The sequence below is a fragment of the Paraburkholderia humisilvae genome, assembly GCF_902859855.1.
GTDB lineage: Bacteria > Pseudomonadota > Gammaproteobacteria > Burkholderiales > Burkholderiaceae > Paraburkholderia > Paraburkholderia humisilvae.
In genome coordinates, this window is sequence record NZ_CADIKH010000080.1 from 1 (window position 1) to 20,090 (window position 20,090).

Annotated in this window: 20 protein-coding genes; 13 read left to right on the plus strand and 7 right to left on the minus strand. The window is 62.9% G+C overall.

Annotated elements, in window-relative coordinates:
• The 3 genes from sctJ to HV796_RS36030 all read right to left on the minus strand — a co-directional run.
• Window positions 1–727: type III secretion system inner membrane ring lipoprotein SctJ (gene sctJ / locus HV796_RS36020; RefSeq protein ID WP_425497107.1), on the minus strand; the 727-nt coding region annotated here is incomplete at its 3' end.
• Window position 728: 1 nt separating this feature from the next.
• Window positions 729–1,172, minus strand: coding sequence for a hypothetical protein (locus tag HV796_RS36025; protein WP_175232635.1), 444 nt, complete (start codon window positions 1,170–1,172; stop codon window positions 729–731).
• A gap of 9 nt (window positions 1,173–1,181) precedes the next feature.
• Window positions 1,182–1,661 carry an HrpB1 family type III secretion system apparatus protein gene (locus HV796_RS36030; RefSeq protein WP_175232636.1) on the minus strand — a complete coding sequence of 160 codons (480 nt, stop codon included), beginning with the start codon at window positions 1,659–1,661 and terminating at the stop codon, window positions 1,182–1,184.
• A 287-nt stretch (window positions 1,662–1,948) separates the two neighbouring features.
• On the opposite strand from HV796_RS36030, the gene sctU reads away from it, so the two are divergent.
• The 11 genes from sctU to HV796_RS36085 all read left to right on the plus strand — a co-directional run bounded on the left by sctU (window position 1,949) and on the right by HV796_RS36085 (window position 11,078).
• Window positions 1,949–3,004, plus strand: a complete 1,056-nt coding sequence (sctU, locus tag HV796_RS36035) for a type III secretion system export apparatus subunit SctU (RefSeq protein ID WP_175232637.1) — start codon at window positions 1,949–1,951, stop codon at window positions 3,002–3,004.
• Window positions 3,005–3,014: 10 nt separating this feature from the next.
• The gene (locus HV796_RS36040) at window positions 3,015–4,982 is read left to right on the plus strand and encodes an FHIPEP family type III secretion protein (protein ID WP_175232638.1); all 1,968 of its coding nucleotides are present in this window, start codon (window positions 3,015–3,017) and stop codon (window positions 4,980–4,982) included.
• A 23-nt stretch (window positions 4,983–5,005) separates the two neighbouring features.
• Complete coding sequence (locus tag HV796_RS36045) at window positions 5,006–6,043, plus strand: type III secretion HpaP family protein (RefSeq protein WP_175232639.1); 1,038 nt, start codon at window positions 5,006–5,008, stop codon at window positions 6,041–6,043.
• Window positions 6,044–6,073: 30 nt separating this feature from the next.
• Window positions 6,074–7,075: a type III secretion system cytoplasmic ring protein SctQ gene (gene sctQ / locus HV796_RS36050; RefSeq protein WP_175232640.1), complete on the plus strand. Its 1,002-nt coding sequence runs from the start codon at window positions 6,074–6,076 to the stop codon at window positions 7,073–7,075.
• A complete protein-coding gene (sctR, locus tag HV796_RS36055) occupies window positions 7,068–7,718 on the plus strand; it encodes a type III secretion system export apparatus subunit SctR (protein ID WP_175232641.1) in 651 nt (216 codons plus the stop codon). Before sctQ ends, sctR begins: the two co-directional genes overlap by 8 nt.
• A 19-nt stretch (window positions 7,719–7,737) precedes the next feature.
• Window positions 7,738–7,998, plus strand: coding sequence for an EscS/YscS/HrcS family type III secretion system export apparatus protein (locus tag HV796_RS36060; protein ID WP_175232642.1), 261 nt, complete (start codon window positions 7,738–7,740; stop codon window positions 7,996–7,998).
• Window positions 7,995–8,918: a hypothetical protein gene (locus HV796_RS36065; protein ID WP_175232643.1), complete on the plus strand. Its 924-nt coding sequence runs from the start codon at window positions 7,995–7,997 to the stop codon at window positions 8,916–8,918. Before HV796_RS36060 ends, HV796_RS36065 begins: the two co-directional genes overlap by 4 nt.
• Window positions 8,915–9,889 carry an HrpD5 family protein gene (gene hrpD5 / locus HV796_RS36070; protein ID WP_175232644.1) on the plus strand — a complete coding sequence of 325 codons (975 nt, stop codon included), beginning with the start codon at window positions 8,915–8,917 and terminating at the stop codon, window positions 9,887–9,889. The genes HV796_RS36065 and hrpD5 overlap by 4 nt, the downstream gene beginning before the upstream one ends.
• A 1-nt stretch (window position 9,890) precedes the next feature.
• Window positions 9,891–10,130, plus strand: coding sequence for a hypothetical protein (locus tag HV796_RS36075; protein WP_175232645.1), 240 nt, complete (start codon window positions 9,891–9,893; stop codon window positions 10,128–10,130).
• Window positions 10,131–10,252: 122 nt separating this feature from the next.
• Window positions 10,253–10,477, plus strand: a complete 225-nt coding sequence (locus HV796_RS36080; RefSeq protein WP_175232646.1) for a hypothetical protein — start codon at window positions 10,253–10,255, stop codon at window positions 10,475–10,477.
• A gap of 145 nt (window positions 10,478–10,622) precedes the next feature.
• Window positions 10,623–11,078: a CesT family type III secretion system chaperone gene (locus HV796_RS36085; protein WP_175232647.1), complete on the plus strand. Its 456-nt coding sequence runs from the start codon at window positions 10,623–10,625 to the stop codon at window positions 11,076–11,078.
• A gap of 133 nt (window positions 11,079–11,211) precedes the next feature.
• Here HV796_RS36085 and HV796_RS36090 read toward each other — a convergent pair whose 3' ends face one another.
• The 3 genes from HV796_RS36090 to HV796_RS36100 all read right to left on the minus strand — a co-directional run bounded on the left by HV796_RS36090 (window position 11,212) and on the right by HV796_RS36100 (window position 15,849).
• On the minus strand, window positions 11,212–13,605 hold the full coding sequence (locus HV796_RS36090) for a hypothetical protein (RefSeq protein WP_175232648.1): 2,394 nt from the start codon (window positions 13,603–13,605) through the stop codon (window positions 11,212–11,214).
• 209 nt (window positions 13,606–13,814) lie between these two features.
• Window positions 13,815–14,537, minus strand: a complete 723-nt coding sequence (locus tag HV796_RS36095; RefSeq protein WP_175232649.1) for a transporter substrate-binding domain-containing protein — start codon at window positions 14,535–14,537, stop codon at window positions 13,815–13,817.
• 112 nt (window positions 14,538–14,649) lie between these two features.
• Window positions 14,650–15,849 carry a pyridoxal phosphate-dependent aminotransferase gene (locus HV796_RS36100; RefSeq protein WP_175232650.1) on the minus strand — a complete coding sequence of 400 codons (1,200 nt, stop codon included), beginning with the start codon at window positions 15,847–15,849 and terminating at the stop codon, window positions 14,650–14,652.
• Between the two features lie 223 nt (window positions 15,850–16,072).
• On the opposite strand from HV796_RS36100, the gene HV796_RS36105 reads away from it, so the two are divergent.
• Together HV796_RS36105 and HV796_RS36110 are read left to right on the plus strand one after the other, a co-directional pair.
• A complete protein-coding gene (locus tag HV796_RS36105; RefSeq protein WP_175232651.1) occupies window positions 16,073–17,506 on the plus strand; it encodes an aminotransferase-like domain-containing protein in 1,434 nt (477 codons plus the stop codon).
• 172 nt (window positions 17,507–17,678) lie between these two features.
• Window positions 17,679–18,611, plus strand: coding sequence for an SMP-30/gluconolactonase/LRE family protein (locus HV796_RS36110; protein ID WP_175232652.1), 933 nt, complete (start codon window positions 17,679–17,681; stop codon window positions 18,609–18,611).
• A gap of 341 nt (window positions 18,612–18,952) precedes the next feature.
• On the opposite strand, the gene HV796_RS36115 is transcribed toward HV796_RS36110, so the two are convergent.
• The coding region (locus HV796_RS36115) for an SEL1-like repeat protein (protein ID WP_175232653.1) at window positions 18,953–20,090 on the minus strand (1,138 nt) is incomplete at its 5' end.

The window sequence follows — 20,090 nt, forward strand, 5'->3', positions numbered from 1 at the left end:
CACGCAGGAGCGGCAGCCACCGGTGGCGCAGCAGGAAAGCGGCGCCGCCCGCCGCGCCCAGCACCGCGAGCACCGCGCCGAGCCCCCACCACGCGGCCCCATGCCCGCGCGGACGCGGCGGCACCGGCGTGGCGGTCGGCACGAAGGTCACCGTGACGTTCGCGTAATCGAGGCCTTCGACGCTATGCACGACAAGATTCTTGATGCTCGGCAACAGCGACCGCACATCGGTATTCGGACGGTATTTGATAAATACCGCCGCCGACGACGGTTTCACCACGTTCGACAGCGGATCGTTATTCGGCAGCACGATCTGCACGTCCGCGTACGCGACGCCGTCGATGCGCGACAGCATCGCCGACAACTGCTGCGACACGCCGTAGATGAAACGCACGCGCTCCTCAGTCGGCGTGGAGATCAACCCGTCCTTCTTGAACATGTCGCCGAGGTTCGTATACCGGTTATGCGGCAGACCCTGTTCGTGCAGCAACTGCATCGAGTAGCCGAACTGATCGGCAGGGACGGTGACAACCCACGTCTTGCCGTCGTCCGGCGAGGTCTTTTGCGACTCGACGCCGGCGTCGTACAGGACGGTCAGCATGTCGTCCGCATCCGCTTCGCTGAGCTGCGAATAAAGCTGTTTGTCGCAGCCCGCGAGCAGGCAGGCCGCGACAAGAATCGCAAGCCAGCCGCCCCACCTGCGCATCCGCATGCAAAGGTGTGTCATATCACTGGCTCTTCATCAGGTTCTGGACGGCGCCCTTGCCGCCCTGCGCAAACCCGATGCCGACTTCCACCTTGATCATCGCCTGGGTGACGCGGAATTGAAGATCGACCATCTGCGCCGTCATTTCCGGCATGCTCAGATGCGGCACGTTATGCGCGAACGCATCGACGGACCCGCCGAGTTCGACGAACGCCCGATCCTGCGCGGTGACGAACTCGGATACCGCCGACGGGTGGGACGCCGCGAGCGGGCCGGCCGTATTGCGCACCTGCACCGATTCGAGCATCTGGCTGAAACGGTCGGACTGCGCGGGGTCGGCAGCCGGCGGCAGCGTCACCGGCGCCGGTGCGGGCGCGCCGGCGCCGCCAGCACCGCTCGCGCTGGCCGACGCACTCAGCGGGTCCACGGCGCTCACCCGCGTCACGACAGTATGGAAGGTCGACATGGGGAGCTCCTACGCACGCATGAAGCAGTTGGTCGAAAAAGGCGACACGCCGTTTGACACGGACGCGTCCGGTGGGGACTGCTTGAGTTGCTCGGCGGTCCGTTTGCGGTTGCCGAGCAGAATGTTGACGAGGCTCACCGACTCTTCGTCCTCGTCGCGCGCCAGCACCTCGTTGGCAAACACGCGCCACGTCGGATCGCCGACCGAGAACAGACAGATTGCAAGCAGCGCGCCGACATATGCGCCGAACGGAGCCTGCAACGGCTGCGACTCGAGCTCGCGCAGAATCTGCGTCGCCTCGGCAAAGCGCTTCTGCTTCATCAGCAGCCACACGTCGTACACATGCAGTTCGCGAAATCTGGGCCGCATCTGATGCAAAGCGGCCAGCAGGCTTTCCGCTTCGTCGAGGTAACGGCGATTCATGCTGGTGACGAGCAGCTCGATCAGCGCTGATACCAGTTTGTCGGGGCACGAAGTCACATCGAACACGCGTTTTCTCCAGAGTAGGTTCTGTGCGCTCCCCCGGCTCACCGTGGATGCTGGGCGGAACGATGGCGAAGGATGTCCGTTCGCCTACCGATCTTCATCCGGGGCTGCGAACGGTTCGCGCCCAAAACCGAACAGCGCGCCGCCAGTTCGGCGCTGGACCGCGGATTTCGCGTGATGCGGCGACCGTGTGGCGCGCGTCGCCGACGATGCGGCATCCCACCGTGCGTGCCCTTATGGCGCGACGCGGTGTGCGTCACCCGCCATCGAAGTTCGTCCCCGGAACCGCCATGTCCGACGAAAAAACCGAATCGCCCACCGAAAAGAAGCTCAAGGACGCGCGCAAAGACGGCAAGGTGCCGAAGAGCGCCGACCTCGCGGCCGCCGCGTCGCTGCTGGGCGGTAGCGCGGCGCTGTCGTTCGCGGGCGGCCCGCTTGGCGACCACTTCCGGCAATTGCTGACCATCGGCCTCGACGTCGCGCACGCGGCGTCTCCGGATCTGAACCTGACCGAAACGCTGAAGGCGATTGCGCTCGAGGCGAGCGTCATTCTGTTGCCGATCCTGATCGCCGCGCTGCTGCTGCCGCTCGCGGCGCTGGCGATGCAGACGGGTCTGCAGATCTCGTTCAAGCCGCTCGAGTTGAACGGGAACGCGGTAAACCCCGCGGCGGGCATCAAGCGGCTGTTCTCGCTGCGCTCGCTGCTCGAGCTCGCGAAAACGATGATCAAGGCGGTCGTACTCGGCGCGATTCTCTACAAGGTGGTGCTGCTGCTGGTGCCCGCCACGGCCAGCGTGGCCTACCAGCCGATCGACGACGTGATCGAAGTGTCATGGCGCGGACTGTGCCGCTTCGTGATGGTAGCCGGGCTGGTCTATCTGGTGCTCGGCGCGGCCGACTTCGGCATCCAGTTGTGGCTCTTCATGCGCGAGCAGCGGATGAGCAAGGACGAAGTGAAACGCGAATACAAGGAATCGGAAGGCGATCCGGACATCAAGGGCAAGCGCAAGCAGATCGCCCGCGAAAACGTCGAATCGGCGCCGGCGAAGCATGTCACGCAGGCCCAGGCGGTGGTCGTCAATCCGACGCACTACGCGGTGGCGATCCGCTACGTGCCCGAAGAGCACGGACTGCCGCGCGTGATCGCCAAGGGCGTCGACGCCGACGCGTTCGAGATTCGCGAAGCGGCCCGCGCGGCTGGCATACCGATTATTCCGCACGCGCCGCTCGCGCGCGCCCTCTATCGGGTCCCGCTCGAGCAGGCGATTCCGGAAATGCTATTCGAGGCCGTCGCCGAAATCCTCGCATGGGTCGCACAACTCGGCGCGCAGCCATCCACACAGTAAAAGGATAGTCATGAAATTACCCCTTCAGGAGTACTCGGGCGAGGTCGGCATCGCCGCGTTGATCGTCGCGATCGTCGCGCTGATGATCCTGCCGTTGCCGACGTATCTGATCGACATGCTGCTGTCGATCAACATCACCCTCAGCGTGCTGCTGCTGACCGCGACGATGTACATGCCGAATGCGACCAGCCTGTCGTCGTTTCCGTCACTGCTGCTGTTCACCACGCTGTTCCGGCTCTCGCTGAACATCGCGTCGACCAAGTCGATCCTGCTGCACGCGGACGCCGGCCACATCATCCAGAGCTTCGGCGAACTCGTGGTGGGCGGCAACCTCGTGGTCGGCGTCGTGGTTTTCCTGATCATCACGACCGTTCAGTTCATCGTGATTGCCAAGGGCTCCGAGCGGGTCGCCGAGGTCGGCGCACGCTTTACGCTCGACGCGATGCCGGGCAAACAGATGAGCATCGACGCCGATGTGCGCGCCGGCAACCTGAGCGCGGAGGCGGCGCGCGGGCAGCGTGCCCATCTCGCGCTGGAAAGCCAGCTGCACGGCGGCATGGACGGCGCAATGAAGTTCGTCAAGGGCGACGCGATCGCGGGCCTGGTCATCACGCTCGTCAACATCTCGGCCGGCATTGTGATCGGTACGACCTACCATGGCATGTCCGCCGGCGAAGCGGCCAGCCGCTTTTCGGTGCTGTCGATCGGCGATGCGATGGTGTCGCAGATTCCTTCGCTGCTGATCTCGGTCGCGGCCGGCGTGATGATCACGCGCGTTTCAAAGGAGCACGACAAGCCGCGCTCGCTCGGCACCGAGATCGCGGCGCAGCTCACCACCAGCTCGCGCGCGCTGACCACCGCCGCCGCGCTGCTATGCGGCTTCGCGCTGGTGCCGGGCTTTCCTTCGACCTTGTTCCTGATCCTGGCCGCCGCGCTGATGGGCGGCGGACACCTCGTGCGCCGCGCGCTGCGCAAGGGCAAGAGCGCTGATCAGACGCTGTCGTCACTGCAGCGCGAAGGGGTCAAGAGCGAAGCGAACAGCATTCTCGTGAATCCGCCGCCCTTTGCCGTTCCGCTCGCCGTGCGCCTCGCACCGCAATTGTCGAGCTCGCTCGACAGCCAGCGGCTTGACCAGGCGTTCGAATCCGGACGGCGGCTCGCCGCCGAAGAACTCGGACTGCCGTTTCCCGGCATCGTATTCTGGTCGACCGACGCGTTGAGCGGCGAATGGTTCGAAGTGCTGATTCACGACATTCCGGTCGAGGCGATCGACGTCGCGGCATCGGTGACCGCTGCGGTGGCGCAACGCGCAGACGGCCCCCCGTCGAATACGGAAACCGCCGACCGCGAAAGCCTGATCGCACGCGACGCGATTCGTCTGTTGCGCCGGGAGGCGGCGCTCTTTATCGGCATCCAGGAAACCCAATGGATTCTCGAGCGCGTCGGCACCGACTATCCGGGTCTCGTCGCGGAAGTGCAGAAGGCGTTGCCGCTGCAGCGCATCGCCGAAGTGTTCCGGCGGCTGCTCGAAGAGCAGATTCCGATCCGCGATGTTCGCTCGATCCTTGAGAGCCTGGTCGGCTGGGGCCCAAAGGAAAAAGACCTGATCATGCTGACCGAGTACGTGCGCGGCGACCTGAGCCGCGTGATTGCGCATCGGGCCAGCCGCGGCACACACTCGCTGCCCGCCATCGTGCTCGACCAGACGCTCGAGCAAACCATCCGGATGTCGATCAAGCCGACGCCGGCGGGCAACTTCGTCACGCTGGAGCCGAGCCACGTCGAAGCGATCCTTACGCGCCTTGAACAGCTCGTGCCGCCCTCCCCGCCCGAGAACCTCGCGCTCGTCACGGCGGCCGACATCCGACGTTATGTGCGCAGGCTGATCGAAAAGCGGTTGGGCTGGCTACACGTCTATTCGTTTCAGGAACTGAACGGGCAGCTCGATCTTCAACTGGTCGGCAGCCTCACTGTCTGATTGCTTCGTGCGAGGCGCTGCTGATGATCACCCCTTCCCCATTTCACTCTCCCGTCGCGTCGCCGCAACAGGATGCCGTTGATGCGGCCCGTGCACCGCATCCGGACGACGTATCCGGTGCGCTCGCCGCGCGATTCGCACGCGCGCTTGCGACGAAGCACGCCGCCGCGCACGTGCAGACGCGGCCGCACTGGTTGCCCGCGCACGACGCCGGGGCGCATGCCGCGCCAACCCCGTACGGTAACGATAAGACGGATGCGCGACACAATCAGGAACCGGACCCCGCTCCGCCTCGACGCGACGTGCCTGAAGCGAACGCCGCTCGCGTTGCAAACCACGCGAGCGGCGCGCCTTCGAACGCAAACCGGCAAAGCGACACGCTCCCGGCCCTGCTGCCGGACACACGCGCGCGCACAGCCAATGCCCGCGTGGACGAAGCCCCGCACGCGGACACGCGCACAGACATCGCGCCAGGCACCGAGCCGCTGACGCCTGACGCCGCGTTGTCCGATGCTTCCGGCACAGGCGACAGTCCGCGCGACACGCGTTTGGCCCCCGGCGGCGCCACCTCCGCGCCGCACGTACGCGGCATGACGGCCGACGGGATGCGCCGCGGCACACTGTTACAGGAAGTTCGGGATGCCGATCGTTCGCTTGCATCGCGTGTAAGCCGCCGCACCCCGAGCTACGCTGCAGGTCACAGCGCGCGACCCCGCGACGGTGAGACGCGGTCACCGGTTGCACCGGACGCCCGTCGCGCCGACGCGGTCCAGCCACGCAATCCACATGCGCTGCTGCATGCGTTCGACGGCCAGATTGACGAAGCGCTAGCCGATCAGAACGATACGCTCGCCGGCTCGTTCGAGATTCCGCTCCAGCTCGACCCCGCTGTTTTGCCCGATACACGCGCGACATTGCAGATTTCGCCCGCGGGCCTAGTCGTTCGGTTCGAAAGTCGCGATCCAGGCGCGACAAGCCTACTCTGCCTGCACGCGAACGACCTGGCCGAGCGCCTCACGCGACGCACGTCCAGACCCACGAGAGTCGAAATCGCCGACTGACGTGGTTTGCCGAAACGTCTTGCAGAGAACATGAGCCCATCATCCGCCTTTGAACCGCTTGCGCCGTATCTGCAGCACTACAGCGCTCGCCTCGCGCAGTTGTCGTGCGCTCTGAGCGCCAGTCGGGATGCCGTACCGGTCGACGTATTGCATGGCGACACAGCCGCGCCGCTGCGGCCAGGCTCGATCAGGATCACTAGCGATACAGGCCATCTGTGCTGCTGCTTCGATCTGCACCGTTTCCCGGGCCTCGAAAGCATCGCGGAGGATGCCGACGAACAGCGCCGCATTGCACTTGCCAATCTGTGGCTTGAACCGCTGCTCGAAGCGCTACGTCAATACGGCATCGCGCAACCCAGGATCGCCGCGCTCAGCGCGGACGCCGCAGCGCCACGCGACGGCTTGCCGGTACGCGTCCAGATCGGTGACGAACGCATCGTTGTCGCGGTCGACGACGCAGGCGGCGATTTCATCGACGCATTGCGCCCGCTTGCCGCCGGCGCGCCGCTGCCCGCCGCGTTCGCGCAGTTGCGTGTGCCTGGTACGCTGCGCCTGTTCAGCCGTCGCTATGCGGTGACCGTGCTGGCGTCGGTCAAACCCGGCGATGTGCTGATCGGCTGGGACGGCGCGCAACCGTGCGCCACACCAACCATCGCCACGCCGCTGAACGCCACGCTTGTGTGGGGTGCGACGCGCGCCGCTTGCCATCGCATGGCCGTCACGGTCGACGGCACGCAAATCCTTCTTCTGACCTCACCTGCTGCCATGGACCACGAACTGCCCACTCCCGATTCTCTCACCCCATTGAACGCGATGCAGGTTGCGGTGCATGTCGAACTGCCCGCGCTGGAATTACCGTTGGCCGAGCTCGCGACCCTGCAGGCCGGCTCGATCCTGCCGCTGGCGACGCCGCTCGCCCATGCGGAAGTCCACCTCGTCACACACGGACAGCGCATCGGCACCGGGCACCTCGTGGCGGTGGGAGGCTATCTCGGCGTTCAGGTCACGCGTATTGCCCAGGCCCATGAATAACGAACTCAACATCGCGTCGCTGCTCATCACGCTGCTCGCGCTCGGCCTGCTGCCGTTCTTCGCGATGGTGGTGACGTCGTACGCCAAGATCTCGATCGTGCTGGGGCTGTTGCGCAATGCGCTCGGCACCCAGCAGGTGCCGCCACCGATGGTGACCAACGGCATCGCACTGATTGTGACCTGCTTCGTGATGGCGCCGGTCGGCATGCAAGCGTATTCCGCGGCGGCGCCGGCACGCGATCCAGGCGGCGACACGGTCGGCGTCACATCGATGTTCGATGCGGCGCGCGAGCCGTTCCGGCAGTTCCTGCTGAAACACACGAGCGAGCGCGACAAAGCGTTTTTCATGCGCTCGGCGAAGGAAATCTGGCCGGCCGCGATCGCGGCTCAGGTCAAGCCCAACGACCTGATCGTGCTGGCGCCCGCCTTCACGGTCGGAGAGCTGACGTCCGCATTCAAGATCGGCTTGCTGCTGTACCTGATTTTCATCGTGATCGACCTCGTGGTCGCCAACGTGCTGATGGCGCTCGGCCTGTCCCAGGTCACGCCGACCAACGTTGCGATCCCGTTCAAGCTGTTGCTGTTCGTCGAGATGGACGGCTGGTCCATGCTGGTCCACGGCCTGATTTCGACCTATCGATAACGTCACCGGTGGATTGACCATGGACTACGAAACTATCGTGCAGTTGACGACGGGTGCGCTGAAAGTGTGCCTCATCGTGTCGCTTCCCGTCGTCGCGACCGCTGCGCTGTCGGGGCTGCTTGTTTCGTTCCTGCAAGCGATCACCTCGTTGCAGGACGCAAGCATCTCGCAGCTCGCGAAGCTGATCGTCGTCACGCTCGTCGTGCTGATCGGCGCGCCGTGGGGCGCTTCGGTGATCGCGGGATTCGCGCGGTCCGTCACTCAGGTGATCTTTCAATGAAACTCGGTGTCACTTACACCCCACTGGCGGTGCAACCGTCCATTCAGCCAGCGGCAACCCCAGCCGCCACTCCGGCTGTGTCGACCGAGCCGACTGGCGGCAAGCATCGGCTGCGTCGGCGCGGCGCCAGCGCCGAGCAGCGCGTTGCTACCGGCAACCTGCAAAAGCTGCTTAAGGTCGTGCGCGGCAAGCCGCAGCGGAACAATAAAAAGAGTTCTGCGCGGCAGCGTTTGCGCGCGCGTGGCGCGCATGCGCTCGCCGACGGCGACGAGAACGAGGAACCGGACTATGCGGAAGCGCAGAGCGAAGGCGAAGCGGCGCTCCACGCGAGTCGGGTCGGTGCCGGTCAAGGCGCGGGCGGCCAGCAAGGCTCTGGATCGCAGCAACAGCAGCAGGAACAGCGCGAGCGCCAGGCGCCGCTGATGGCGCTTGAACTGTCTCGCAAGCGCCGGGCGCAAGCACGCCCCGGCATGCCGTTCAATGCCGGTCGGCCCCGTAGCGCGGCGGCGGCCCAACCGCAAGCCACGCTCGACATCGCGTCGGCACGGGCGAAGTTGCTCGCGCTGCTCGACGCTAGCCTACGCACGAGAACAGAAAAACCGCTCATCCACGAAGCAACGCGCGTGCTCGCCGATTGCTTGCAAGCTCGCGTGCGCGGCACATCGCCGCAGCAAGTCGCATCGACGCTCGCGCGCATACGCGAGATCCTGGTGAAGGCAAGCGGCGCTTCGCAATCGGCCCCTCGTGCGCCTGACTCATTTAGTGATGCACAGCAATGCCTGCATCTGCTGGCGCCGCTTGTGCTGCTGAGCCTGCATAGGCCGCGTCTGCCGGCGTCGATCGGCAGATCGCGTGCGATTTCGCATGCGTTGTCGCGGCAACGCCGCGGCCGTGAGCGGCAAGAGGAAATTCGGTCATGAAAAAGATTATTCGTATCCTCACCGGCCGCCAGTGCGGTGCAACACTAGACTTGTCGCCAGGTAGAGTGAAGATCGGTCGGGATATCGAAGCGGATATTCAATTGCTCGATTGGCAGGGCGATTCGTTGATCATCGAATGCTACGAAGATGGCCGCGTTACCCTGGAGCTGGCGGACGAGGCCCGTGCCAGGCGCTTTCCGGAGGTGCTCGGGGACTGGGTGCCGGTGCGTCGCTACGACACCGTGCTGTGCGTGGGCCCTGCTGATCTCACGTGGCCATGCGACGCGGATCTGCTCGACAGGCTGCACAGCGCGTCCGCGATAGCCGCGACGAAACGTCAGCGCAACGGCGCGTGGCACGGCCGGCAACTTGCGTTGAAAGTCGGTACGGCGGTCTGTGCCGTGCTCGTTTCAGCGGGCATCGTGGTGGCCACGATCAACACGCAGCACAGCGATGCGGCAATCGTCCGTCATCCCGCGCCGCAGGCGCGGCTCGCCGATGTGCGCGCGGTGCTCGACCGCCTCGGGCAACGCGACCTGGTGGTCAGCCAGCGCGACGGCCGCGTGGTGGTGTCGGGCATGTTGGCCACACCGCGCGACGCGCTCGCCGCGCGCACCGCGCTCGCGGCGTTGCAAGGCACGCCGGTCGACTCGCGTTTCGCGGTGGCCGATGCGATCGCCGACGACCTGAGCGCCGCCGCCGGCGACCCGTCGGTGCAAGTGCGCTACGTGGGCCGTGGTGAATTCAGCGTGACAGGACACGTGCCTGAGCCAGCCCGCATCAAGACCCGGCTGTCGGACGCCGCCACCGATTACGGCGACGGCATGGTCACCCTGCAGTTTCATCTGAGCCGGCAGGAAGTGGCGCGCGACGTCGCTTCGGTGATCGATACACGCGATTTAAGGTATGTACAACTGCCGGACGGCACCAAAGAGTTCACGACCGTCCAGCCCAGAAGCGAAGGAGAGTGACATGTTCGAAGCGATTTCCGTCGAAACGTTCAACACGCTGGATCAGATCAACGCGATCGCCGCGGTCAACCCGGATGATCCACGCGTCGCCGCCGCGATCAGTCAGTTGCGCGACACGGCCCACGCGGTGCTTGCCGCAGCGGCGGCAACGCCTGACAGCTACGCGCGCAGTACCGCGAAAGCCGTGCACGACGGGTTGGTCAGCGCAGCCGCGATTTGCGAACGGATGCGGCAAACCTGAACGCACCGCTCGTGAGGTTCGAACCCGCATGTGCTCGCCATCGCGACACACGGGTTGGTGTCAACCGATGGTTCGGTTGACGTGCTTTGCCCGGCGACGGGTATTTATTAGGAGATTGGATTATGGCTGCAGGAAATATAGTCAGCGCGGGCACCTCGGTTACATCGACCGTTTCGAACGCCACTACGGGCGCGATCAACTCGGGCAGTATGGACGCGAGCACCACTAGCGCTATCTCGCAGATGAATGCCGCGATGCAAGCAATGAACGCCATCAACGCCGCGCAAGCCCTCTTCCAGGTGATGGAAGCCGGTCCGAAAGGCGCGAAGTCGCTTACGCAGGGCTGATTCCTTTCTGCACACGTGCTGGTTAGGCCGGTCACTATCCGGATGTACCACGGCACCGAACCGCGCTTTGCCCGGCAGGAGCGAGCGGCGCGGTTCGCGTCAGCACGACCTTTCTTCCGCATTTCTATTTTCGGGCCAGTGATTCATGAGCATTGAACGGCGCGATGCGTTGTTTACCGAGCTTTGCCAGGTACTCGACATACCCTGCTCGCAGCAAACCGTTGAAGCCGGTCAGTTGCAGGTGGGCGGCTTCGACGCGTCGCTCGATTTCTACGAGGATGACGCTGCGGCGATCTACCTCAGTTTCGAATATGGCATTGTGACGAGCGGCAGAACGTTGCGCATCTTCAGATTGCTGCTCGAAGCGAATCTTTCGATCTACGCACAGGATCAGGCGCAACTCGGACTCGATGCGGAAACAGGCGGCATCGTGCTGCTGGTGCGCGTGCCGTTCGCCGATGACGTGAACGGCGATTACCTGGCCGAACTGGTCGACCACTATGTCGAGCACGGCATGTATTGGCGCGACAACATTCTGCAAGCGTCGGACGAGATGTTCGACAATCTGGCGAGCGGCGCTTATTTGTGGATCAAGGCTTGATGCTGGATAGCGGCGGGCTGCTGCACGCGGTTCAGCCGGCACTGCGTGTGTAACGGGCGGTTGCTACCGGTCGCGGGGCGGATAAACGAGCTCAAGCGCAGCGCTTGAACCCGTTCCCGGGTTTCAATCCGGCTTAGGCCGGTTTTGACGCGGACCGGTCTTCGGCCATGTTGGCCGATAACGCAGTCTGGGTGGATGCACCGGCCTTTGCACCATGCGCTTGCGGCGCGACCTCGGCTTCCGGTTCGTCTAACAGCGCTTCCGCTTCGTCCTCAAGTACCGCGTTGTCCAATTCCCTAAAGACTCGTTCAAGCGACGCATGCAATTGGTCAAACTCCCTGAGAGCAGATTCCGCGTCGTTCAGCGCTTTTCTCCTGGCAACAGCGTTGTATGTCAGGACAACGGGCAGTCCAACGCCTTTGGCAAACTGTTCAATTCCACTTTTAACCGAATGGGGATCTTTGGACTCGCGACGCTCATTCTTGATGTTAGTGACCATCCCTTGGGTCAGCGCGGCAACAAGTCCGACCATCCCACTCATCAGGGCGAGGATAAACTGCACGGTATGACTCACCTCGTTCGTTCCGCCTAGCTTCGCTGTAATTATGCGTCCGCCCACAGCCGCCATCGCACCGCCCGCAACGACGCCCGTCAATGCCTGACCCGCTCGCTGTATCGTCTGCGAGGAAAACTCACCGGGTTTCATCGTTTTTGCCAGTCCGTCCCCTAACGCGAAGGACCATGGACGGTTGAACGCATATTGCAGCAGTGCCTTGGTTTCCTCGCGCAAGTCGGTTACCTGGAGTTTTCCCAGTTTCTGCCTTTCGCTCTCCAGCTCGGCGATCTGTTCCGTGAGCTGTCGAGTCTCGCCCCGTTCCATCGCGTGGAGTGAGCCATCGGCTCGGGCTGCACTCTTCGCTTTGTTCAGCTCTGCGTCACGCTTTGCCTCGAGCTTGTCTTGAGCAGCCTTGAGCCGTTCGGCAACCCGCCGCACAACCGTGACTTCCGCAGGCACGACCAGGTTCCGACACTTTTCTTCGCTGATGTCAGCCTCCGTTATTGGCCGTTTGATGTACCCGTCCACCGGATTTTTATAGATGTCGGCCATCAATACGTTTAACTTATGCTCGAGCTTCATGCCGTTGACCTCGTCGGATCCTGCGGCACGGTGCTGCATAGCAATTGCAAACATCGCGATGCCCATCGACAGGTAAAGTACCTTATCAGACGGTATCTTGATGGCGAATATATCGCTAATGGGAGAATGTGCCACCTGCGGGTTGGGTTCTCTGAAAAATGGAGCCCCAATGCTACTGGCGGAGCGCAGCATGCGCGACACGACCTGGTCTTTCTGTGACTCGATCTGACGTGCGTGCGCGGCGTCGAGCCCACGCAATTCGTCGACACCTATGCATAGGTTCAGCGTCTCGTCCATGTACTGTCTGCACGCGTCGACGAGTGCCTTCGAATCCTCCGACGAACTGTTGATAGCGGAGAGCTTGGTAACAAGTTCGTTGTCGTCGATCGTGCCGTCGCCGTCGACAAGGCCATGCTTGCGGAAGAGCGACATCACCGCCTCCCTGTGTTTACTCATCGATGTCGCGGCCTGGCCAATGTGGTCCTTGATCTCGGGGTGTGTACGTTTGCTGTTAACGTGTGTTTTATCCAGTGGCACTTCGGTCAAGTTGTAGCGCCTCAGGTAATCGATGATTCCGATGAAGAACGATTGAGACGGTGCGGTAGCAAATGGCTGAACAGTTGACACCGTGATGCTGGCGGTCGCCGGGTCCCAGGGACTCGATGAGCCTTTGGTCCACAGCGGAACGCCTACATAGTTGAACAGGTTAAAGATCGTGCTACTCATTGGTATAAACCACCCGGACCTCTTCGCGGCAAGCTCCATCTTCTTGACTTCGTCTCTCGACACCCCGAGCGCACGATGCCAGTTCTCAACCTGCCCTTCCGAGATTTCCTTAACGAGCTCTTCGGTTCTGGGGATATGACCGTCCTTCCGTTCATACAGCAGGGAGGGACGAGCCTCGTTCACGAGGCGCGCCAGTTCGCGTGTGTTGATGGGCCGGGTTTGGTTTCGATCCAGCCTTTTTTGAAGATCGTACAGGTCTAGATGGGGCTCGTCCTTTGTATTTAAATGCAGCCAGCTCGCGATCTCGGAGACGGTGAATCGGGGGATGGCGCGTCCCGCGTTTTGTACGACTGCGGCGGTGGGCTGCGTCAATACGTTCTCAGGCTTCGCAGGGGGCGCGTCTCGCGGTATCTCCTTGATTTCTGGCTCGCCCCTGGTGGTCTGTTCGGGCACCGGCAATGCACCGCGTGAACGGATCACGCTGCCGGACGAAGCGGCAGCCCCAGGTGAAGGCGCTCGAGGTGGCAAATTTCGCAATTCCGCGGACCCACCTGTTGCCATGCCCGAACGGGCGGTGCGGGTCGCGACCGGTTCGTTTGCCACAGGTTGTGCCGGTGCGGATACGGAAGGACGCTGCGGGATTGTGGATGAAGGAATTGTCATGGTTGGCCAGGATCCTTTTGTTCGGAGAGTAATGTTTGGACTTCCGGAGAAAATCCTATGGATCGCTGATGACCCGCTAAAGTCATCAGCGAAAAATCGAATCCCCATGCGAATTCCCTGCGGCTACAAACAATCCAATGCTCTCCACAACATCGCGTCCAAAGGGTCAACCCGCCCTCCACGCAGGTGACGCACCACCCGCCGACGCGTCAAACGCTTGCCGCCGCTATGCTGTCAATTTCCGCCTTCGTCAGGCCGTACCTGGCCATGCGCGCGCGATGGTCCGCTGAGCCCAGGTACGTGCGGAGCTGCTGATTCACCGCCTGCAAAAGAGCAGGATTGTTTTTGTTAAACGAGAAGGCGCCGACAGGCACGCCCTTCTCCCTGCTCGTTTCATGCGCAACCGCTTCCAGTTCCCGATTTGCGCTGGCCACGGCACGGTTTCCCACTGCCGTTCCCGCGAATGCGTCGATCGTTCCCGCGCGAAGCGCGGCAACTGCGTCGGGCTGATCCTTGAACATGACGAACTGGCTATCGCGCACGCCCGCCGACTTCGCGGAGTTGAGCTGCACCTGCCCCGTGATCAACCCCAACCGTGCGTCGCTGCGCTGCGCGACCGCGTTGTAGCTCGTCAGTGTTTTGGGATTCCCGTGGTGCACGACGAATCCGTCGCCCAGCGCCCAGACCGGCACGCTGAATGCAACATGTTGTGCGCGCTCGGCCGTGACGAACATCGGCACGTTCATGTCCCAGCGGCCGTCCCGTACCCCGGGCAGAAACGCGTCGAACGAGGTCAGATGATGTTCGATCGAGGTCACACCGATCGCGCGGAGCACCACATCGGCCAGTTCGATGTCCGAGCCCGTCACGAAACCCTCACGGCTAGTCCAGTAGAACGGCGGCTCGTCGATATAGGCGATGCTTACTTTCATGTTTTTACCCGATATGTCTGGAAGTGAACGTTCCGGCCATCTGGCGCGCTACATCGCATTTCATCCATACGTCGACAAACCGCACGCCACGTACACTGTAATTCCGGTTCCATTATGCGGTGGCAGCATCCAGAGCCGAAGAAAGAGCCGCCAACGCCGCTCCGAACCGCGCGGCCGGCAAATAACCAAAGCCCAAACGAAAGACGCGATCGCTTTCGCCGAACCATGTTCCACACGCCAGTTGCAACTCGTACCGAGGCAACAGATCCCAGAAGCGCGCCACGGCGAGATCGTCGAATGCGTCGCGACGCAGGCGCACACAGCACAGCGCGCCGGCATCGGGACGCACCCACTCGACACGCTTTTGCTCGCGCTTGCACCAGGTCGCCAGTTGCTCAATCGCATCGCCTAGCAACCGGCGTCGCGGTGCAAGCACACCTTCGCGGTTGCGCAGCAGCGCGGCGGCGAGCGCTTCATCGAGCACCGACCCCGAGATGACGGTGTTCATCTTCGCGACGGTCAGCCGCGCTCGCAGCTGCGCGTCGGCTACCGTGAGCCAGCCGGTGCGCAAGCCCGGTGCGCCGAGCGCTTTCGATACCGACGCGCCCGTGACGATGCGCGCGTCAAGCGCCGCAAAACTGTCGATCACGGCAGCGTCGCCATAGGTGGCCTCGCGATAGGTCTCGTCGACGAAAAGCAGCGCCTGCGCAGACCGCTTTTCCAGCAACCCGAGGAGCTTCTCGATCTCAACCCGAAACGTCTGAACGCCGCCAGGATTTTGCGGCGAAGCGATGCTGACCAGCTTCGTGTTCGGCGTCAGGTTCGCCTCAAGCTGATCCAGGTCCAGTCGATATCCGTTGTCGAACGATAATCTGACCTCGCGGACGCGGGCGCCGGCGCCAAGCAGACCGTCGCGGCCCGGCGGAAAGCAGGGTGTCGCGAGGACAGCCTCGTCGCCGGGTCGGCAGACTTCGAATGCGAGAAGAAAGAGACCGAGCGCGGCACCCTGCGTCGTGACGATCTGCTCCGCGGGGACTTTGCAGACCTCCGCAATGGCCTCGCGAAGCGCTCCCGCGCCCGCCGATTTGCCATAACCAAGCTTCAGATCGCGGATACGCTCAAGACCCGGAAGGTCCAGCAGTTCGCCAACCGTCAGGTCTTGCGACGTGCTCTCCGCCAGATTGAATGGCCGATCCACGTCGAGCAGTGAAATGATCTCATTGTAGGGAAAGCGACCATGCCACGCCCGCGTATTTTCGCTGCCGGAGCCTGACCGTCGTGCTTCGTCGACACTCTGCTGAAAAGCGTTCATGCCTTGGCCTCGTCTTGACTGTGAATGCTTCGATGGGCGATCCGTTTGAGTCATCCGCTGCGGGTAGCGGTGTGCTGACGGATGGAATCGGAACCCATGCATCGTAGCGCTCGCAAGCCGACCATAACAGTCACAATTTCCCACCGGATCGACCATCACAATTTCGCTTGGCGAGCCGCGCATGCCGGATCGATAATCGTGCATCCACCGTCACGATGCTTTGATGGACACGCACACTTCATACCGTTACGAGCAGTTGGCCGAACTCATCGTCGGCATGATCGACAATGGCGCGCTCGCACCGGGCGTGCGGCTGCCGTCCGTGCGCGCGGTCAGCGAGCAGCACCGAATCAGTATTGCCACCGCTTTGCAGGCGTACCGTCTGCTCGAAGATCGCGGCATCCTGATCGCGCGGCCGCAGTCGGGCTTTTACGTCGCGGCCTCGCGCCACAGCACACTCGCGTTGCCGTCCCCCTCCCGGGCGCGGATGAAAGCGTCGGCTGTCTCGGTCAGCGGGGTCGTAGCGACGCTGCTCGAGCATGCGTCGAACCCCGCGCTCGTGCCGCTCGGCTGCGCGTTCCCCGACTCGGCGCTGCTGCAGACGAAGCGGCTCGACCTCGCGCTCGCGCGTGCCGCGCGTCAACAAGGCGCGCAGTACAGCGGCTATTGCCCACCGCACGGCCAACCGCGCTTACGCCGCGAGATCGCGAAGCGTGCGATGCGCGTCGGTCATGCGCTATCGCCCGACAACGTGCTCGTCACGGCCGGCTGCACCGAGGCGCTGACCCTCGCGCTCACCACGGTCGCGCGGCGCGGCGATACGATCGCGATTGAATCGCCCACTTACTTTGGACTTCTTCATACGATCGAAGTACTGGGTCTGAAGGCATTCGAGTTGCCGACCCACCCGACGCGCGGCATCGACGTCGACGCACTGGCGCACCTGCTCGATGCGGAACCCGTGGCAGCCTGCGTGCTGTCGTCGAGTTTCAACAATCCGCTCGGCTCCACCATGGCCGAGGCCGACAAACGGGCACTTCTCGCGGTACTCGCGCAGCATGCCGTGCCACTGATCGAAGACGACGTCTACGGCGACATCTACTTCGCGCGTGAGCGGCCGAAGCCGTTTATCGCGCTCGAAGGCGGCGCCCATACGATCTACTGCAGTTCGTTTTCGAAAAGTCTTGCGCCTGGATACCGAATCGGCTGGATCGCGGCGGGCGCCTATGCGCAACAGTTGATGGAGCATAAGCTCGCGTTCACGCTCTGCGGCCCGGCGCTGCCTCAAATCGCGCTCGCGGACTTCCTGGAAAGCGGCGCCTACGACACCCACTTGCGCCGTATCCGCCGCATCTTCGAACAGAACCTCGCGCGCATGACGCGTACGATCGAGGCGAGCTTCCCGGCCGACACGAAAGTGAGCCGGCCCGCGGGGGGCTTTATGCTCTGGCTCGAATTGCCACGAGGCTTCGATTCACGTCAACTCTTCGAGAAAGCGCTTGAGCAAGGCATTTGCTTCGCACCCGGCGACGTCTTCTCCGCGAGCCGGCGTTTTCGCAATTGCCTGAGACTGAGCGCCGGGCACGTGTGGAACGAACGCATCGAGGACGGCGTCCGACGCCTGGGCCGGCTCGCAAAGGCGCTGCTCGCACGCTGAGCACGGAGGTGCACGGAATTTCTCGCACTTGCTTCCAGTAAGCATTCCGAATGCCGGGGAGGTGTGGTCGGGTGCGTCGAGTTTCTCAGGAACAGTTCAGCAGCGGCCGAGTCTGAGCATCGACTCCGCCAATACGGCGGCGGTCGGTGTGACCAAATGGAGGGTACTCACTGTGGCTACGAACAATGGCGGTACGCTGTATGTGTTACAGGCACGTCCACCGGCGATCATCGAACTGTCACCGGACGGTTCGCACGAGGTGGTGATCGCGAACCTGACGCGCACGCCGGACGGCATCAAGGTCGATGCTGAAAATCAGATGGTTTACTGGACCAACATGGGAACGGGCATCCATCTGGTCGACGGCGACCCGCCTTCCGGCGCGGTTCCGCCGAACGACGGCACGATCGAAAGCGCGAAGCTCGACGGTAGCGGGCATCGTGTGCTGGTACCTTCCGGTAAGGCAGGAACGCCGAAGGAACTCGTGCTGGACAAGGAAGGCGGTCACCTGTACTGGTGCGATCGCGAAGGCATGCGAGTCATGCGCGCGCGGCTGGATGGGACGGAGGTGACCGAACTCGTGCGCACCGGGAATTTTCCGCAGGATACGGGCGACGCGACCCGTCATTGCGTAGGCATTGTGCTGGATAAGGCCAACGGACATGTCTACTGGACGCAAAAGGGACCGCCGGATGCCGGGGAAGGCCGTATCTTCAGGGCGGGCATTGAACTGCCGCCGGGTGCGACGGCCGATCAGCGCCCGGATGTCGAATGTATGCTGGCCGACCTGCCCGAGCCGATCGACCTCGATATCGATCACCGCCACAGCATGCTTTACTGGACGGATCGTGGCGACGATGCGCACGACGGCAATACGCTGAATCGCGCCAGAATCACGCCGTCCGGACTGGTGGGTCGTGAGGTGCTGGCGCGCGAGCTGCACGAAGGCATTGGTGTGTCGCTGGACTTACAGGGGCGCCGCGCGTTTGTGACCGATCTGGGCGGTAACGTGCGTGAGTTGAACATCGATACGAAGCATGAGTCGCATTTCACTACCGTCGCTCATCTGGGTGTGTTGACCGGGATTGACTTTGCGGATACTTAGGTCGGCGATTGCGGGGCTGCGTGGGACGGGGGGTCTTTGTTTTCGCGGGGCGTCAGTATGCGTGAAAGTGAAGACTCGAACCCTGTCGTCGGTGCGCTGTAGCTGGCGAGTCGGCGCTTCACCGTGGCCGATGCGTGATTGATTGAGCGTCGGCAGTACCGTCGCCTGCCCAGGCGCGCTCGAGCGAAATGGTGAGCGCGCCTGCATCCAGTGTGTGCGATTCGCATGGCGATCTTCGTTTTGCGCTGCGTCGTCTTGCGGGTGGTCTCCGTTTGATCGCGTATCGGTGTGTCGTCTCAGACACAGCAGCGTGGTTGGCAGTACGGCTTTCCTCCGTAGCCCTACGCCTCGTCGCTGTATGCCTTCAGGGTCCATTCGTTATCGGTCGGACGCCTGCGCATGCCGAGCAGCGCGTCAAGGCCCGGAATGGGACGCGGATCGTTCAGGAAAAGATACGGCATGGTCTCGCCCTTGCTGAGCCGTCGCGTCGCGTCGGCGCGGTAGGCATTGAACGGCCATACGGACCAGTAGCCATCCTGCGGACAGACTTCGCCAGCGCGCACCGTCGTACCCAGCGGTAAGCGCTCAGCCTTCGCGCGTTTGTCGGGTGCAAGAGGAAGTCCCGTCGCCGGGTCGAGGTTTTTCTCGCGGGCAAGCCGCTCGACCAGTGGGTCGTCGGGTTTCTGCGGTGGCGGTGCGGCGTCCTGTTCCTTCTGCCACTGGAATGTGCCGTCCCAGGGCGGCAGCTTTGCGGGCGGCAGTGGCACGATCTGGTCGATATCCGGTACCTTGGGATTGTGGCCGTCGTTGGCGTTGAGAAATTCCCAAATGAGTTCGTATCTGTGCGATCGCTCTGCGTCTTTAGGCAACCCAACGTAATAAAGTGCATCCGATGGGTCCGTATCGAACCCATTCTTCAGGAATGACGCGGATTGCGAGTTTCCAGCTTGCACACCCTTCTGAAACGCCGCTCGTGCTTCGGAATAGAGTTTGTCCGTCGAGAGGTCTATGCCCAAGTAGTTTGCAGCTTTACCGTCTCCCTGATCCGTTGCACACCGAATCATCTGCCGGGAAATCTCCGGAGCCCTGTCCCGAGGGGAAAGCAGGTCACCGACATAGAATTGCGCCTCGGGGCTGCCGAGGTCCGCAGCCTTGCGGAAATAACGAAGCGCCTTCTCCTGGTCCCGCGTCACGCCATATCCGAGTTCGAGGTAATGCGCCATATCGTAGTAGCCGCCCGGAATGCCAGCCGCGATTAACTGTTGTGCGAGATCGATGGTTTCGTTCGGCGCGTCGGGCGATGGCGCAAGCCCGGTTGAAACCAGTTGCTGAAGATTATTGTTGGCCTTGTAATGTCCGTGCGCCGCCGCGATCCGGTAGTAGCGTGCCACCGCGCTGTAGTCCTTGGGTCCGTCTTTCTTCTCCAGATAACGGCCGTATCTGAACAGCTGGTCGGCATCCGGATTGGGCGGCGGCAGA

What these genes read in the sequence shown, in the direction of transcription:
- hrpD5 (WP_175232644.1), top strand. Translation starts at nt 8,915, where the DNA reads ATGAAAAAGATTATTCGTATCCTCACCGGCCGCCAGTGCGGTGCAACA.
- HV796_RS36025 (WP_175232635.1), bottom strand. Translation starts at nt 1,172, where the DNA reads ATGTCGACCTTCCATACTGTCGTGACGCGGGTGAGCGCCGTGGACCCG.
- HV796_RS36060 (WP_175232642.1), top strand. Translation starts at nt 7,738, where the DNA reads ATGGACTACGAAACTATCGTGCAGTTGACGACGGGTGCGCTGAAAGTG.
- HV796_RS36045 (WP_175232639.1), top strand. Translation starts at nt 5,006, where the DNA reads ATGATCACCCCTTCCCCATTTCACTCTCCCGTCGCGTCGCCGCAACAG.
- HV796_RS36085 (WP_175232647.1), top strand. Translation starts at nt 10,623, where the DNA reads ATGAGCATTGAACGGCGCGATGCGTTGTTTACCGAGCTTTGCCAGGTA.
- sctR (WP_175232641.1), top strand. Translation starts at nt 7,068, where the DNA reads ATGAATAACGAACTCAACATCGCGTCGCTGCTCATCACGCTGCTCGCG.
- HV796_RS36100 (WP_175232650.1), bottom strand. Translation starts at nt 15,849, where the DNA reads ATGAACGCTTTTCAGCAGAGTGTCGACGAAGCACGACGGTCAGGCTCC.
- HV796_RS36105 (WP_175232651.1), top strand. Translation starts at nt 16,073, where the DNA reads ATGGACACGCACACTTCATACCGTTACGAGCAGTTGGCCGAACTCATC.
- HV796_RS36080 (WP_175232646.1), top strand. Translation starts at nt 10,253, where the DNA reads ATGGCTGCAGGAAATATAGTCAGCGCGGGCACCTCGGTTACATCGACC.
- HV796_RS36065 (WP_175232643.1), top strand. Translation starts at nt 7,995, where the DNA reads ATGAAACTCGGTGTCACTTACACCCCACTGGCGGTGCAACCGTCCATT.
- sctQ (WP_175232640.1), top strand. Translation starts at nt 6,074, where the DNA reads ATGAGCCCATCATCCGCCTTTGAACCGCTTGCGCCGTATCTGCAGCAC.
- HV796_RS36095 (WP_175232649.1), bottom strand. Translation starts at nt 14,537, where the DNA reads ATGAAAGTAAGCATCGCCTATATCGACGAGCCGCCGTTCTACTGGACT.
- HV796_RS36075 (WP_175232645.1), top strand. Translation starts at nt 9,891, where the DNA reads ATGTTCGAAGCGATTTCCGTCGAAACGTTCAACACGCTGGATCAGATC.
- sctU (WP_175232637.1), top strand. Translation starts at nt 1,949, where the DNA reads ATGTCCGACGAAAAAACCGAATCGCCCACCGAAAAGAAGCTCAAGGAC.
- HV796_RS36090 (WP_175232648.1), bottom strand. Translation starts at nt 13,605, where the DNA reads ATGACAATTCCTTCATCCACAATCCCGCAGCGTCCTTCCGTATCCGCA.
- HV796_RS36040 (WP_175232638.1), top strand. Translation starts at nt 3,015, where the DNA reads ATGAAATTACCCCTTCAGGAGTACTCGGGCGAGGTCGGCATCGCCGCG.